This window comes from Frankia sp. AiPa1, assembly GCF_023243075.1.
Lineage (GTDB): Bacteria > Actinomycetota > Actinomycetes > Frankiales > Frankiaceae > Frankia.
The window spans coordinates 69,029-83,094 of sequence record NZ_JALKFZ020000031.1 but is presented as its reverse complement, the minus strand read 5'-3'; the positions used below and the strand labels follow the sequence as shown (position 1 = coordinate 83,094).

11 protein-coding genes and 1 pseudogene are annotated in these 14,066 nt (G+C 71.9%); 7 read left to right on the top strand and 5 right to left on the bottom strand.

From position 1 onward, the window contains the following. Positions 1-173 precede the first annotated feature (173 nt). From MXD95_RS04455 to MXD95_RS04435, 5 genes are all read left to right on the top strand, one after another. Positions 174-1,187, top strand: coding sequence for an ACP S-malonyltransferase (locus MXD95_RS04455; protein WP_250639236.1), 1,014 nt, complete (start codon positions 174-176; stop codon positions 1,185-1,187). Continuing rightward, positions 1,184-2,128: a beta-ketoacyl-ACP synthase III gene (locus MXD95_RS04450; protein WP_250639235.1), complete on the top strand. Its 945-nt coding sequence runs from the start codon at positions 1,184-1,186 to the stop codon at positions 2,126-2,128. Before MXD95_RS04455 ends, MXD95_RS04450 begins: the two co-directional genes overlap by 4 nt. 212 nt (positions 2,129-2,340) lie before the next feature. Beyond that, positions 2,341-2,586 (top strand): acyl carrier protein, encoded by a 246-nt coding sequence (locus tag MXD95_RS04445; protein ID WP_250639234.1) that lies wholly within the window; start codon positions 2,341-2,343, stop codon positions 2,584-2,586. Beyond that, positions 2,583-3,809: a beta-ketoacyl-ACP synthase II gene (fabF, locus tag MXD95_RS04440; RefSeq protein WP_250639233.1), complete on the top strand. Its 1,227-nt coding sequence runs from the start codon at positions 2,583-2,585 to the stop codon at positions 3,807-3,809. Before MXD95_RS04445 ends, fabF begins: the two co-directional genes overlap by 4 nt. A 452-nt stretch (positions 3,810-4,261) precedes the next feature. Next, positions 4,262-5,665: an acyl-CoA carboxylase subunit beta gene (locus MXD95_RS04435; protein WP_250639232.1), complete on the top strand. Its 1,404-nt coding sequence runs from the start codon at positions 4,262-4,264 to the stop codon at positions 5,663-5,665. A 167-nt stretch (positions 5,666-5,832) separates the two neighbouring features. Here MXD95_RS04435 and MXD95_RS04430 read toward each other — a convergent pair whose 3' ends face one another. After that, positions 5,833-6,300 (bottom strand): DUF222 domain-containing protein, encoded by a 468-nt coding sequence (locus tag MXD95_RS04430; RefSeq protein WP_250639231.1) that lies wholly within the window; start codon positions 6,298-6,300, stop codon positions 5,833-5,835. Positions 6,301-6,680: 380 nt separating this feature from the next. Between MXD95_RS04430 and MXD95_RS04425 the strand changes: the two are divergent. Then, positions 6,681-8,003: pseudogene (locus MXD95_RS04425) on the top strand (MFS transporter); the annotation flags it as partial. Here MXD95_RS04425 and MXD95_RS04420 read toward each other — a convergent pair. Both MXD95_RS04420 and MXD95_RS04415 read right to left on the bottom strand, forming a co-directional pair. Next, complete coding sequence (locus tag MXD95_RS04420; RefSeq protein ID WP_250639230.1) at positions 7,979-10,447, bottom strand: AAA family ATPase; 2,469 nt, start codon at positions 10,445-10,447, stop codon at positions 7,979-7,981. The pseudogene MXD95_RS04425 and the gene MXD95_RS04420 sit on opposite strands and share 25 nt — an antisense overlap. Positions 10,448-10,671: 224 nt before the next feature. Next, positions 10,672-11,343 carry a hypothetical protein gene (locus tag MXD95_RS04415; protein WP_374121966.1) on the bottom strand — a complete coding sequence of 224 codons (672 nt, stop codon included), beginning with the start codon at positions 11,341-11,343 and terminating at the stop codon, positions 10,672-10,674. A 568-nt stretch (positions 11,344-11,911) separates the two neighbouring features. Between MXD95_RS04415 and MXD95_RS04410 the strand changes: the two genes are divergently transcribed. Next, complete coding sequence (locus MXD95_RS04410; protein WP_250639228.1) at positions 11,912-12,331, top strand: hypothetical protein; 420 nt, start codon at positions 11,912-11,914, stop codon at positions 12,329-12,331. Positions 12,332-12,368: 37 nt separating this feature from the next. Here the strand turns inward: MXD95_RS04410 and mobA are convergent, their stop codons facing one another. Together mobA and moaA are read right to left on the bottom strand one after the other, a co-directional pair. Further along, entirely contained in the window at positions 12,369-12,983 is a 615-nt protein-coding gene (gene mobA, locus MXD95_RS04405) for a molybdenum cofactor guanylyltransferase (RefSeq protein ID WP_250639227.1), read from the bottom strand. Continuing rightward, positions 12,980-13,966, bottom strand: coding sequence for a GTP 3',8-cyclase MoaA (gene moaA / locus MXD95_RS04400; RefSeq protein WP_250639226.1), 987 nt, complete (start codon positions 13,964-13,966; stop codon positions 12,980-12,982). Before moaA ends, mobA begins: the two co-directional genes overlap by 4 nt. Positions 13,967-14,066: the final 100 nt, after the last annotated feature.

Below are 14,066 nucleotides of genomic sequence, written 5' to 3'. Positions count from 1 at the left end.
CGGTCATGCCTGGCTAGTTCGCTGGTCCTTGACACGAATCCGACCTATACGCGCAGCTCCAACGAAGTTCTCTCGACTACCCGTAGGTTTGTAGGTCTTCTACAACACCCGGTCGACACATCGGTGACTCGCCGCCAGCGACAAGTGGTCCCCGCGAAGGGTTAGGTAGACAGGTGCTCGCGATCCTCGCACCCGGCCAGGGTGCACAGACCCCCGGACAGCTTCGTGCCTGGCGCGATCTCCCCGGGGTGGAGGACAGACTGCGCTGGTGGTCGGCCGCGGCCGGCGTCGACCTGTTGGAGGTCGGGTGTGACGCCCCAGCGGAGACGATCCGGGACACCGCGATCGCCCAGCCGCTGATCGTCGCCAGCGGTCTGCTGGCCGCCGAACAGCTCGGCCTCCCGCTGACCACCCCGGTCGGAACGGACGCGCTGATCCTCGCGGGCCACAGTGTCGGAGAGATCACCGCGGCGGCGCTCGCCGGCGGCCTGTCGGTCGAGCAGGCCCTGACGCTGGTCGCGTTGCGCGGCCGGGCGATGGCCGAGGCCTCGGCCCGCGCCGCGACCGGCATGACGGCGCTGCTCGGCGGCGATCCCGAGGCGGTCGCGGCGCGCCTCGCCGAGCTGGACCTCACCGCCGCGAACCGCAACGGCGCCGGCCAGATCGTCGCCGCCGGAACCATGTCGGACCTGGCCCGCCTCGCGCAGGAGCCACCCACGGGTGTGCGCCTGCGTTCGCTGTCGGTCGCCGGCGCCTTCCACACCCACCACATGGAACCCGCCCGGGCGGCGCTGGCCGCCGTGGCCGGCGGTCTGCGGCCCGCGGCGCCGGTGGCGGCCGTCCTGTCCAACGCGGACGGCGCACTCGTCACCGATGCCAGCGAGCTGTTGTCGCGGCTGGTCGCCCAGGTCGCGGCGCCGGTGCGCTGGGATCTGTGCCTGGCGACCCTGCGCGAGCTCGGGGTCGACGCGGTCATCGAACTACCTCCGGCCGGGACGCTCGCCGGGATCGCTCGCCGCGAGCTGCCCGGCGTGCGGATCCTCGCGGTGAAGTCCCCGGACGATCTGGCCGCCGCCCGCGAGCTCGTGGCCGAGCATGTGGGCATCGATCAGGTGCGGGGCCTGCCGGACGGCCCCAGACCGCGGTCCGCCGCGGACGACGGGGCACTCGTCGGAGCGCAGGCATGAGCGCCACCGGTGCCCGGCTGCTGGGGCTCGGCGTGTACCGGCCCGCCCGGCTCGTCTCCAACGACGAGCTGGCCCAGCGGGTTGACACCTCCGACGAGTGGATCCGCACCCGCACCGGCATCGCGGCCCGGCGGATCGCCGACGCTGAGGAGACCACGGCCGTGATGGGCGCGGCGGCCGCGGAGAAGGCCCTGGCCGCCGCCGGCCTCGCCGCGGACAGCATCGACCTGGTCATCGCCGCCACCTGCACCTCGCCGTCGCAGATCCCCGGGGTCGGGCCGCAGATCGCGCACCGGGTGGGCGCGGCGCGGGCCGGCGCGTTCGACCTCAACGGCGGCTGTGCCGGTTTCAGCTACGCCGTGTCCACCGCGGCCGACCTGGTCCGCGCCGGTGGCGTGCGCCACGTGCTTGTCGTCGCCACCGAGCGACTGTCGGACTACACCGACTGGGACGACCGCACCACCTGCATCCTGCTCGCCGACGGCGCCGGCGCGACGGTGGTCGGCGCATCGGACAGTGACGAGATCGGCCCGCCGGTGTGGGGGCACGACGGCTCCCGCCCCGAGGTGATCCGTGTGCCCGGCGGCGGCGACAACGCGTTCCGGATGGAGGGCCAGGCGGTCTTCCGCTGGGCGATCTCCCTGGTTCCGACGGTGCGGCAGATCTGCGAACGGGCCGGAGTGGCACCCGAGGAGCTCGCGGGTATCGTTCCGCACCAGGCCAACCTGCGGATCGTCGAGGCACTCGCGACGGGCATCGGCGCCACGAACGCCGCCATCGCACGCGACGTCGTCGACGCTGGCAACACCTCCGCCGCGAGTATCCCGCTGGGGCTTGCCCGCCTGATCGACGCCGGTGAGATCCGCCGCGGCGACCCGGTGCTGCTGTTCGGGTTCGGCGCGGGGCTGACCTTCTGCGGTCAGGTCATCCGATGCCCGTGAGCCGAGCCGCCGCACCACGCGCACTACATGACCCGAACCTCGTGACCCGCTCGCTTCGGTTCGCATCATCCGACGCGACGTTCCGCCCGCGGCGGGTCGCCCGCGTCCACCACCCCTGACCCCGGCCCACGTTCCGCGGCCTGCGCCCGCGGCGGTTGCCCAGCCGTGAGCGCACCCGCCATCCCCATCGCACATCGCACAGGAGGCACCACATGTCCCAGGACATCCTCGCCGGACTCGCCGACATCCTCGAAGAGGTCGCCGGTGTCGACCCGTCGGACGTCACCCCGGAGAAGACCTTCATCGACGACCTGGATGTCGACTCGCTGTCCATGGTCGAGGTCGTCGTGGCCGCCGAGGAGAAGTTCTCGGTCAAGATCCCGGACGACGACGTGAAGTCCCTCAAGACCGTGGGTGACGCGGTGTCGTACATCCAGCGGGCGGGTGTGGCGGCGTGACCACCACCCCCAGGCAGGTTGTCGTCACCGGCCTCGGGGCAATCACTCCCCTCGGTGGCGATGTCGCCTCGACGTGGGAGGGGCTGCTCGCCAGCCGCTCCGGCGTGCGGCGGATCACCGAGGCATGGATCGAAGAACTCCCGGTCCACATCGCCGCGCCGCTCGCGGTGGAGCCGCCGCTGGGCCGGGTGGAGGCCCGGACCCTCGACCGCAGCCAGCAGATGGCTCTGGTCGCCGCCCGGGAGGCCTGGGCGGACGCGGGCTCCCCCGACGTCGACCAGGAACGCCTCGCGGCCTGCGTGGCCTCCGGGATCGGCGGGGTGCAGACCCTGCTCAGCCAGCACGACGTGCTGCGAGAGAAGGGCCCACGGCGAGTCTCGCCGCATGTCGTGCCGATGCTGATGCCCAACGGGCCGGCAAGCACGGTGGGACTCGCCTTCGGGGCGAAGGCCGGGGTGCACGCGCCGGTCAGCGCCTGCGCCTCCGGCTCGGAGGCGATCGCCCTCGGCCTGGACATCATCCGGGCCGGCCGGGCGGATGTCGTCATCGCCGGCGGCACCGAGGCGGCGATCGCGGCTCTGCCGATCGCCGGGTTCGCGCAGATGCAGGCCCTGTCCCGCCGCAACGACACGCCGCAGACCGCATCGCGCCCGTTCGACAAGGCCCGCGACGGCTTCGTCCTCGGCGAGGGCGCGGCCATCCTGGTCCTGGAGTCCGCCGAGCACGCGGCCGCCCGGGGTGCCCGGGTGCACGGGGTGCTCGCCGGTGCCGGGATCAGCTCGGACGCCTACCACATCGCCGCTCCTGATCCCGAGGGAGCGGGTGCGGCACGGGCGGTGCGTGCCGCACTGCGCTCGGCGTCGCTCGCGGCGACGGACGTCGTCCACATCAACGCGCACGCGACGTCCACCCCCGCGGGTGACCTCGCCGAGGCCGTCGCGCTGCGCTCGGCGCTGGGCGGCCACATCGACTCGGTGGCCATCACCGCGACGAAGTCGATGACCGGTCATCTGCTCGGCGCGGCCGGCGCGGTGGAGGCGATCGCCACCCTGCTCGCGTTGCGCGAGCGGACCGTCCCGGCGACGCGCAACCTTGACGCGCTCGACGACGAGATCGCCCTCGACGTGGTCAGCGTCGACAACCGCACGATCGGCGCCGGCGCGGGCCTGTCGAACTCCTTCGGGTTCGGCGGCCACGACGTGTGCCTGGCCTTCACGGTGTGACCGTCGACTCGTGATCTTCCTGCCGTGCGGGTCGCCCGTGGAATCCGAGACGCGTCACGCCGTGCCGGGCGGAGCAGGCCGCCGCCCGGCACGGTCAGGCAGACTGGCCCACCGACCTGCCCGACCCACCGCCGGGATGACCGTGGACGCCGGGCTCCCTGGCATCCACGGCACCTTCGGGCACGCGTGGGGACGCACCGACCTGGAGAGGGGCAACCCGCGCACCGCACATGTTGAGCGCCACACCGCAGGCCAACTAGAAAGCCGCATACAACCCTATATCGCCGTGACGCCGGCCGCTCCCCCGATGCCACGGCCACGCCCGTCTCGCTGACGGGCGCCCATGGTTGCCGGACCGTGATCTGACGGGACACCGGCGTGCAGGCCCGGGGGGTCGCACGTCGACCTTCCGCCGATCCCAGTTCGACGCCGTCCAGGCAAGGAGACGCACGGTGAGTCTGTCCACGCTCGACCGAGTCGACCCACGCGCGCCCGAGGCTCGGCTCGCCCGATTCTTCGACCCCGACACCCTGTCCGAGTTCGCGGCCGCGGACAGTTCCGGTGTGGTTGCCGGACATGGCCTGGTCCGGGGCAACGAAGTTGTGGCTTTTGCGACCGACCCAACGGTACAGGGCGGTGCTATGGGGCGCGATGGCTGCGCCCGCATTGTGCACGCCATCGAATCCGCCGCGCGTCTGGGCTGCCCGGTGGTCGGCATCTGGCATTCCGGCGGCGCCCGCCTGCAGGAGGGCGTCGCCTCGCTCGACGGCGTCGGGCGGATCTTCGCCGCGACCGTCCGCGCCTCGGGACGCATTCCGCAGCTGTCGCTGGTGCTCGGCGCGGCCGCCGGCGGCGCGGCCTACGGGCCGGCCCTGACCGACATCGTCATCATGGGCCCCGAGGCCAAGGTCTTCGTCACCGGCCCGGACGTCGTGCGCTCGGTGACCGGCGAGGAGTGCACCGCCACCAGCCTCGGCGGCCCGGAGGTCCACTCCAGGCGCAGCGGGGTCGTGCACGTGACGTGCGACTCCGAGGACGAGGCGATGGAGCGCACCCGCGAGCTCGCGGTGCTGCTCGCCGACCAGCGTGACATCGGCGAGGTCCCGGACCGGGAGCTCGCCGACCTGCTGCCCGACAACCCGCGCCGGGCCTACAACGTCCGCCCGCTCGTGAACGCGGTACTCGACGACGAGGGCATCGAGCTGCACCCCAAGTGGGCCCCGAACGTCGTGACGAGCCTCGGCCGAATCGGCGGGCGCACGGTCGGCGTGGTCGCGAACAACCCGCTGCGCCGAGGCGGCTGCCTCGACTCGACCTCCGCGGAGAAGGCCTCCCGGTTCGTGCGGATGTGCGACTCCTTCGGTGTGCCGCTCATCGTCCTGGTGGACGTTCCGGGCTACCTGCCGGGTGTCGGGCAGGAGTGGGAGGGCGTCGTGCGCCGCGGCGCCAAGCTGCTCTACGCCTTCGCCGAGTGCACGGTGCCCCGGGTCACCGTGGTGACGCGCAAGTCGTATGGCGGCGCCTACATCGCGATGAACTCCCGCTCGCTCGGCGCCACCGCCGTCTACGCCTGGCCGGGCGCCCAGCTCGCCGTGATGGGCGCTGAGGCCGCCGTGGGAATCCTGCACCGACGCACGCTCGCGGACGTCCCGGCGCAGCGCCGGCCCACTGTGCTCGCCGAGCTCGCCGAGGAGCACGTGCGCACCGTCGGGGGTGTCGAGCGCGCCATCGAACTCGGCGCCGTCGACGCGGAGATCGCCCCGGGCCAGACCCGCGGCATCGTCGCCTCGGCACTGGCCGGCGCGCTCGCCGACGCCCGCGCGCACAAGAACGTCCACGGCAACATCCCGCTGTAGCGGCGGCGGGCTCCAGCGACACCGGGAGCCCCCCGGAGCTCTCGGCCCCCACTGCCCCTGGGGCCGGGCTCGCAGCGCCGACCCGCACCACCCGGCGAAGGCTTCGCGGACAGGCCAGACACCGCCACCCGCGCACCGCCGGCCCCACCTGCCTGCCGGGCCGGCCCTCATCCGTCCGCCAGCTGCAGCCAGGTGCGCACGACGTTGCTCATCTGCCGCGGGTTCATCCACAGCGCCGCACGAGCGAAGATCGGGTCCGCCCGCAGCGCCACCTCGCGCCGCGGCGGCTCGGCCGCCGGCGCGATCGCCCGCATGTGCTCGAAACTGATGTCTCCGGCGCGAAAGGCGGCACCGGACGCCGGCAGGACACGCGCGGCCCGCGCGACGACCAGGGCCGTCGCCGTCGTGGGATGCACCAGCCGGCACTCGCGGCGCAGCCAGGCCACGGCGGAACGCGCCCCGTCGACCCGCCACAGCTCGCGCTGGTCGAACTCGGCCAGCGCCCGGGCCCACAGCGCATCCGTCGCATCGACCAGGCGCCGCAGCTCGACGACCAGCAGAGCGACCTCGACGTCAGGAAGATCGCCCACCTCCGGCACGACGACACCGGCCAGCAGCGACTCGACATTGATCACGGTCGACCACCCTCCCGCGCCAACGCGGCGGCGAGCGCCCCCACCGACCGCCGGCAATCCGGAATCGAACACATGTTCGCATAATAGATCAGGCGCCAACGCATGCCAACCGGCGGCTCGGCTGCGTCACGACGAGGGTCACGGCACGACGAGGGTCACACGTCACGATGAGGGTCACGCGTCACGATGAGGGTCAAGGGTGGCCGGGCAGACGAGCCGGCGAGACCGCCACCCCGGCAGACCTTCCAGCGCGCACGGACGCGACAGGTACGGCATCGCGTACACGCCAACCGCCCGCCGATCGCCATGACGGATAATCTTTAGCTGATGCGAAATAACGATCGCCCTCGGCGGCGTTACGCGCAGGTGGAGGTGCAAGCATGGTCCTGCAGGTGGACAGCGCAGTCCGACCGCCGCGCGCGGAGACACCGCCGCCGCACCCGACATCTCAGCTGAACACCACGACCCAGGTGAACACCCAGCCGGGCACGGCGGCCCGGCCGGACCCGAAGGGGCCGACCGGGGGCACGTTCGCCGCGTTACGGATCCGCAATTTCCGGTTGTTCCTTGCCGGGCAGATCGTGTCGCTGTGCGGCACGTGGATGCAGACGATCGCGCTGGGCTGGCTGGTGTTGTCGCTGGGGGCATCGGGTACGGCGCTGGGCCTGGTGACGGCCGCGCAGTTCCTGCCGGTGCTGCTGTTCGGGCCCTATGGCGGTGTGATCGCCGACCGGGCCGACCGGCGGCGACTGCTGATGATCACGCAGTCCGGGTCGGGGCTGGCGGCGCTCACCCTGGGCGTGCTCGATCTGACCGGTGTCGCCCAGCTGTGGATGGTTGCCGTGACGGCGTCCCTCATCGGGCTGTGCAACGCGGTGGACAACCCGACCCGGCAGACGTTCGTGCAGGAGATGGTCGGGCCGGATCACCTGCCCAACGCGATCACGCTCAACTCGGTGACCATGAACGCGGCCCGGATCGTCGGTCCGGCGCTGGCCGGCGTCATCATTCTCGGCATCGGCACCTCGGGATGCTTCCTCCTCAACGCGGCGTCGTTCGCGGCGGTGCTGCTGGCACTGCGGTTCATGAACACCGCCGAGCTGCACTCCCGGGCATCGGTGCGCCGGGCCCCCGGACAGCTGCGGGCCGGCCTGCGCTACGCGAGGCGGACCGGGGCACTGCGCGTTCCATTGATCATGATGGTGGTCATCGGCGCGTTGTCGTACGAGTTCCAGGTCGTGCTGCCGCTGGTGGCACGGGAGACCTTCCACGGAACGGCCGGAACCTACAGCCTGATGACGTCCGCGATGGGGGCCGGGGCGGTGGTCGGCGGGCTCGCTGTGGCACGCCGGCGACGGATCGGTGTGCGGCCGCTCGGCTGGATCGCGGCCATGTTCGGGGGCGCGCTGCTGTTGGCGGCGATCGCGCCGACGCTGCCGCTGGAGATCGCGGCACTGGTGCTGGTCGGCGCGGGCAGCGTCGCCTTCATCTCGACCGGAAACGCCACCGTCCAGCTGTCCGCCGACCCCGCGATGCGGGGACGGGTGATGGCGCTGTGGTCGGTGGCATTCCTCGGGACGACGCCGCTCGGCGGGCCGATCGCCGGCTGGGTGGTGCAGAGCTTCGGGGCGCGCTCTGGCCTGGTACTGGCGGGGGTCGCGGCGCTCGTGGCCGCCGGCTACGCGTTGGCCTCGCTTCGCCCACGTTTCCCCACGCTCTCGGCCGGACGGGTCCCTGCACTGACGGCGCCGACGGTGCCGTCAGCGGGACGGGCGCTCTCGGTGGAGAGCCCGCTCCCGCCGCGATGACCGGTCTCGGTGTGCCGTCCAGGCTCGGCCGACGGGTCGGGTTCCGCGCGGTTCCTGGCGGCGGCCCGTCCCAGCTCGGGGAAGGGACGCGCCTCCCGGGTCTGGCCTCGGTGCGCGCTGACCGCATGGGAGTGGTAGCCCTCGAACACGGTGAGGAAGTCCGGCTCGCGGTAGCGACGGCCATCGACGGTGGGGCCGTCCGTGCCCTCCATGATGGCCTCGACGTCCTCGCCGGTGATCGTCTTGTGCTCCTCCAGGGCGTGGGTGAGGGCGAGGATCTCGCGGCGGTTCTCCCGCAGGACCACCTCGGTGCGCTCGTAGAGTTCCCGCAGCTTGGCCTCGATCTGCTCCCCGAAGGGGCGGTCGGCGTCCAGGGAGAGGTTGCCCATCTGCTGCTCGAGCATGGCCAGCCGGGAGGCGAGCGTGTCGCCCATCGCCGCCGACGACATGTAGCCGGCCACCAGCATGGTGGCGCTGCGAAGGTCCCCGCCGACGCCGACCGTGTTGTCGCCCTCGAAGAACATCCGCTCGCCGGCGAGTGAGGCCAGGGAGACCATCACCTGGATCTCGATCTCGGACTTCCACATGAACATCCGGTCCTCGACCGCGACGTGCGCGACGAAGCCGCCGACGCCACCGCGCCGTTCGATCGTCGCGAGGTCGATGACCCGCCCCCGCTGCATCCGGTAGGCGACGACGGCATGGCAGGCCTCATGCAGGGCGATGCTGTGCCGCTCCCGGTCGATGTGCTCGTGGTCGTCGGCGAGGCCGTACTCCTTGATCACCCGGGCGCGCAGCATGTCCTGCCAGGTGATCACCTCCCGACCGTCCTTGACCGCCTGGACCAGTGCCTCGTTGACGGTGTCCTTGATCGTCGCGCCGGTGGCCTCGGGGCTCATCACGGCGAGCCGGTCGACCTGCTCGCCGGTGAGCTCGTGGCGGACCTTCGCGAGATAGCCCTCGAAGGTCCGTACCCGCCCCTCCTTGCTCGGATAGCCGACCTTGTACTGCCGGTCGATGCGGCCGGGACGCAGCAGCGCCTCGTCCAGGGCCTGGGGCATGTTGGTCGCCATCATCACGAGAATGCGATATTTCGGCGGGGGCTTCGGCCGCATGCCGAGCGTGCGGCGCACGATCCGGTTGAGGAACCCGCGCGGCTTCTTCAGCCCGGACATCTCGGTCAGCAGCGCCTGCAGGGTGCCGTCGAACCCGCCGCCGCCACCCCCACCCCCACCGACCACGAACTGCTCCCGGGCCTGCTCGCGGCCGATCTCCGCCCGCGCCGCCGCGCTGAGGTACGACAGCCCGTTGCACATCTGTCCGGACGGGTCGCCCGATCCCGCACGCCGTCCAAAGGCCGCGGCTGTGCCGATCGGCCGTTCGCCATGGCGGGTGGCCAGCGGTCCCTGCCGGGCGAAGTAGGAGCGGGCGCCGGTGCCGACCCCGCCGCCGCCGAAACTGCCGCCGAGCTGGCCGCGGCTGCCCAGCGTGTCCGCCTCGTCGAAGAAGACGATCACGCCGCCGTACCGGAGCGCGAGCTTGCGCAGCTTGCGGAACAGCGACTTGACCTTCAGGATGCCCACCCCGACGAACATCGCCGAGAACGCGCCCGGGTCAACGAAGACGAAGGGCTTGCCCGTCTCGCCGGCCACCGCCTCCGCGAGGAGCGTCTTGCCCGTTCCTGGCGGCCCCCACAGCAGGATGCCGCCGGGAACATGGCCGCCCCGGCTCTCGATCTCCTCGGGGCGCTCCAGGTAGAAGACGTTCTCCCGCACCCTGTTCACGACGTGGTCCTGACCCCAGACATCGGCGAAGCGGGTGGTGATGTCCTCGGGGAAGTACGTCTCGACGCCACCCTTGGACAGGAACCAGAACATCACCACGAACTGGCCGACGACGAGGACCATCAGCAGGACGATCTGCAGCACGACGGGAATCGCGTCCCACACCGCGCCGGGTACGTTCACCAGCGCGTCGAAGACCGAGGTGTGCGACAGCCGGGCATAGACGAACAGGGCCAGGGCCAGACCCGCGACCCACTTCGCGGCCCGGGAGAGCCGAAAGCGGTTCCAGTCCTTGATCCGCAGGAACCGCCGCTCGACCCGGGCGAAGACCCGGTCGGTCCAGAAGACGTAGTAGGCCGACCAGCGTTCACCGACGACCATGTGCACCTGGCGCAGCACTTCGAGGCCCAGCAGGACCAGTACCCAGGCACTCTTGCGGGCCTGGATCCGAAACGCGTCACCCCAGGTCATCAGCGGGTCGCCGGAGACCTCCGCGGCGACCACGAAGAGGAACACCGCGCCGAGCAGCAGGAGGAACTTCGATCGGTCCCACATCGACAGCGGCCGCCGTCGTCTGCCCGGTCCGGTCGACGGAGCCGAGTCCGGTGACGCCGACGGCGAAGATCCCGACGCCGGAGATCCCGACGCCGACGGTGGCGACGCCGAAGCCGCCGACGATGACGGCGCCGACGTGCTGGGAACGGCCCGGGGTGGCACGGGCTGCCGTCCGGCGCCGGCGTCGTCCGTGATCCGGTCTGCGTGGTCCATCACGCCCATCCCTACTGATCCTGATCCGTCGGCTCGATCGTGAAGGACCTGGCCACGTCGCTGATCTGCGCTCCGTGCTGGGCGTAACACAGCGACGAACACGCGAGAATGAGTTGGTAGAGCATGGTCTGCCCGGAGTCGAGCAGGCTCGTCTGGTCGATGGTCACCAGCCCGGCATCGGTCTTCACCTGGTAGACGAGGTGCACTCCGTGTACGCCGGCCTTCTTGTGCACGACCTCGTCGGTGAGCAGCAGGAAGCTCGGGGAAAGCCGGGCTCCGTACGGATCCTGACGGACCGCCTGCTCCTGGGCGGCCTGCGCGTCGTCGACCGACAGCACGAAGTTGCGCAGGTCGTTGGTGGACACCGCGTTCGCCTCCTCGGGCAGGAGGTGGCGAACCTGGACGAATCCCTTGGGCTGCACCGCATCCGGAACGAGCAGCCGGGTGGCGTCGAAGCGCGCACCAGCGTCGATGCCGACCACCCATTCCCGGGACATCAGCCCCTGCAGCATCTCTGGGCTGACGTTTCGGGCGTCGATCCCGAACAACGCGGGACCGGGCATCTCCTGGTGATCCCAGCTATTCGGGACGCGCAGATACGCGCCGTCTTTCTTGTTTGTCACATACTGGTAACTCGGCGAGCCGCAGCCACCCGCCAGCAGCACCACAGCGGCGGTGACCAGCAGGAAGACAGCCGGTACGGACCTTCGGCGCGGACCTGATGTCCAGCGTCGAGACTCCACGGCAAACCTCCAGCCTCGCGAGGTTGAACGCATGGTGCGCCGTCGGGCCATGGTCCTACGCATTCCTGGAAAGTGTGGACCAGATCGCCGCGGAAGCGCGGAACATTCACCAGAAAGGGTGGCCGCTGCCACCCTCTGCGGTCGCGAGCCCGCGGCCTGTTTCCCCATCCGGTCCTTCCGCAACGCCATGACACGACTCGACTCGGCCCTCGGAGTCATCCCGCCCGGCGATACCCGGGGGGGCACCGGTCGAACCCGGCCCCCTCGGGTGGCCGCGCACAGTCACCCGAGCCGAGGGAGCCGGGAGATCCACCCGCCGCAAGGCACGGCGTCGCCCTGGGCCGACCTGCCTGGCCGAGGTGTCTGGGCCGACCTGCCTGGCCGACCTGCCTGGCCGAGGTGTCTGGACGAGGTGTCTGGACCATGGTGGCGCACGGCCAGGGATGACGATCAGCGCAGCGCCACCCGGCCACTTGGGGACACGAGCCATGTCCGGCACACTGGTGGTATGGCGCATTATCGGCGCGGTCGGAAGGTTCCAGCGCTTCGCCCCGGCCGCCGCCATCTCGTGGGCGCAGTCACCGTGGCCGTGGTGTTCCTCCTGGTTGGCCTGTCGGCCTGGAACCCGATCGCCGCGCTGCCCGCGCTCGGGGTGATCCTCGTGCTCGGCGTGATCGACTGGGCGATCGTCACCGCCTCGCCCAGCGCCGAGGACCTGCCGTCCGGTCCCGCCGCCTTCTCCGGCGACGAGCCCGACTGGGACGGTGGGATGGACACACCCACCCAGGTGCTGCCGAGGCTGACCTTCGGCTATGCCCGCGCGGGCAGCGGCGAGCCGTACGAGGAGCCCGACCAGGACGCCGTGCGCACCATGGCGATCGACATGCGCGGCTACCTCGACGAGGCCGGCCCCGGCCGGATGGGCTAGCCGATACCGCCCGGGTTCGATGCCCACGTCACGCGGGTCACGGAGCGTCTGTGGCGGCCCAGCGGTGGGCTCGTTCGACGTCGGCCGGGGCGTCGCAGTCCAGGCAGGCACGCGCGTCGGCGGGCACCGTGGCCACCGGACGTCCGGCGAACAGGGCGCGCACCGGGGCGCCGACAGGGTCGGCGGGCATCGCCGCCCGCAGCCGGGCCGTCCGCCAGACGGCGGCGAGGTACTGCGCCCGGCCGTCCGGATCGACGAGGACCGCGACGTCCACCTCTGTCGTGCCGGCCGTCCGTAGCAGTGCACCGAGCTCACGGCTGGTGAGAAACGGCAGGTCCGCGGCGAGCACCGCGACGAACGGCGTGGTGACCGCGTCGAGTCCGCAGGCGATGGCAGCGACCGGGCCGCCCCCGGGTGGCTCCTCGCGGCGCCAGTCCACGGCGTCGGACGGTCCGTCCAGTGGCCGGCGAGGCCCGACGATGATCTGCCGCACGGCACCCGCGGTCGCGGCGAGCACCCGGTCAAGGAGCGTCGACCCGCCGACGACCACAGCCGGCTTGTCCCGCCCGCCGAGACGGCGGGCGGCGCCGCCCGCGCAGAGCAGCGCGCTCCAGTTGGCCGCCGGCGTCTCGCCCGCGGTGGTGCTGATCATCCGCCGATCGCGGACATCGGCCGGTCGGGCTGGCGGAAGTCGGGTTCGCCGATGCCGTGGCCGGCGTGTTTTCCCCACACAGCCGAACACCACCGCCGGGCGAGTTCGTCGTCGTCCGCGCCGGCCCGCAGCGCGGTGCGCAGATCGCTCTCCTGCCGGGCGAACAGGCAGTTGCGCACCTGGCCGTCAGCGGTCAGCCGGACCCGGTCGCAGGCCGCGCAGAACGGGGCGGACACCGAGCCGATCACCCCCACCCGACCGGGGCCGCCGTCGACCTCGAACAGCTCGGCCGGCGCGCTGCCCCGACCGGGCACGGGATCCAGGGTGAACGCGGTGCGCAGGGCGGCGAGGATCTCGGTGGCGCCCACCATGTCGGCGCGTCGCCAGCCGTGCTGGGCGTCCAGCGGCATCTGCTCGATGAACCGCAGCTCGTAACCCTCGTCCAGGGCCCAGCGCAGGAGCGCGACCGCCTCGTCGTCGTTGACCCCGCGCAGGAGCACGCTGTTGACCTTGACCGGGGTCAACCCGGCCGTCGCGGCGGCCCGCAGCCCCGCCAGCACGTCGTCGAATCGGTCCCGGCGGGTCAGGGTGGCGAAGCGGGCCGGGTCCAGTGTGTCCAGCGACACGTTCACCCGGTCGAGCCCGGCCCGGCGCAGCCCCGTCGCGAGACCGGCCAGGCGCAGACCGTTCGTGGTCAGGGCCAGCCGCGGCCGTGGACGCAGCGCGGCGAACCGGGCCACCAGATCCGCGAGGCCCGGGCGCAGGGTCGGCTCCCCGCCGGTCAGACGCACGTCGGTGACACCAAGCCGGCGCACCGCGACCCCCACCAGGCGCACCACCTCGTCGTCGGTCAGCAGCCGCTCGGACGGCAGCCAGGGCAGGCCTTCGGCGGGCATGCAGTAGGCGCAGCGCAGGTTGCAACGGTCGGTCAACGACACTCGCAGATCGGTCGAGAGCCGACCAAAAGTGTCAACTAGCCGCATCATCCCAGCGTATAGAGGCTTTCGCCGGACTCAACCGATCGCTTCGGCTCACGCCGCGGCGGGGACGTCGCGGCGATCGGAGTCCACCCCACCCGCGACT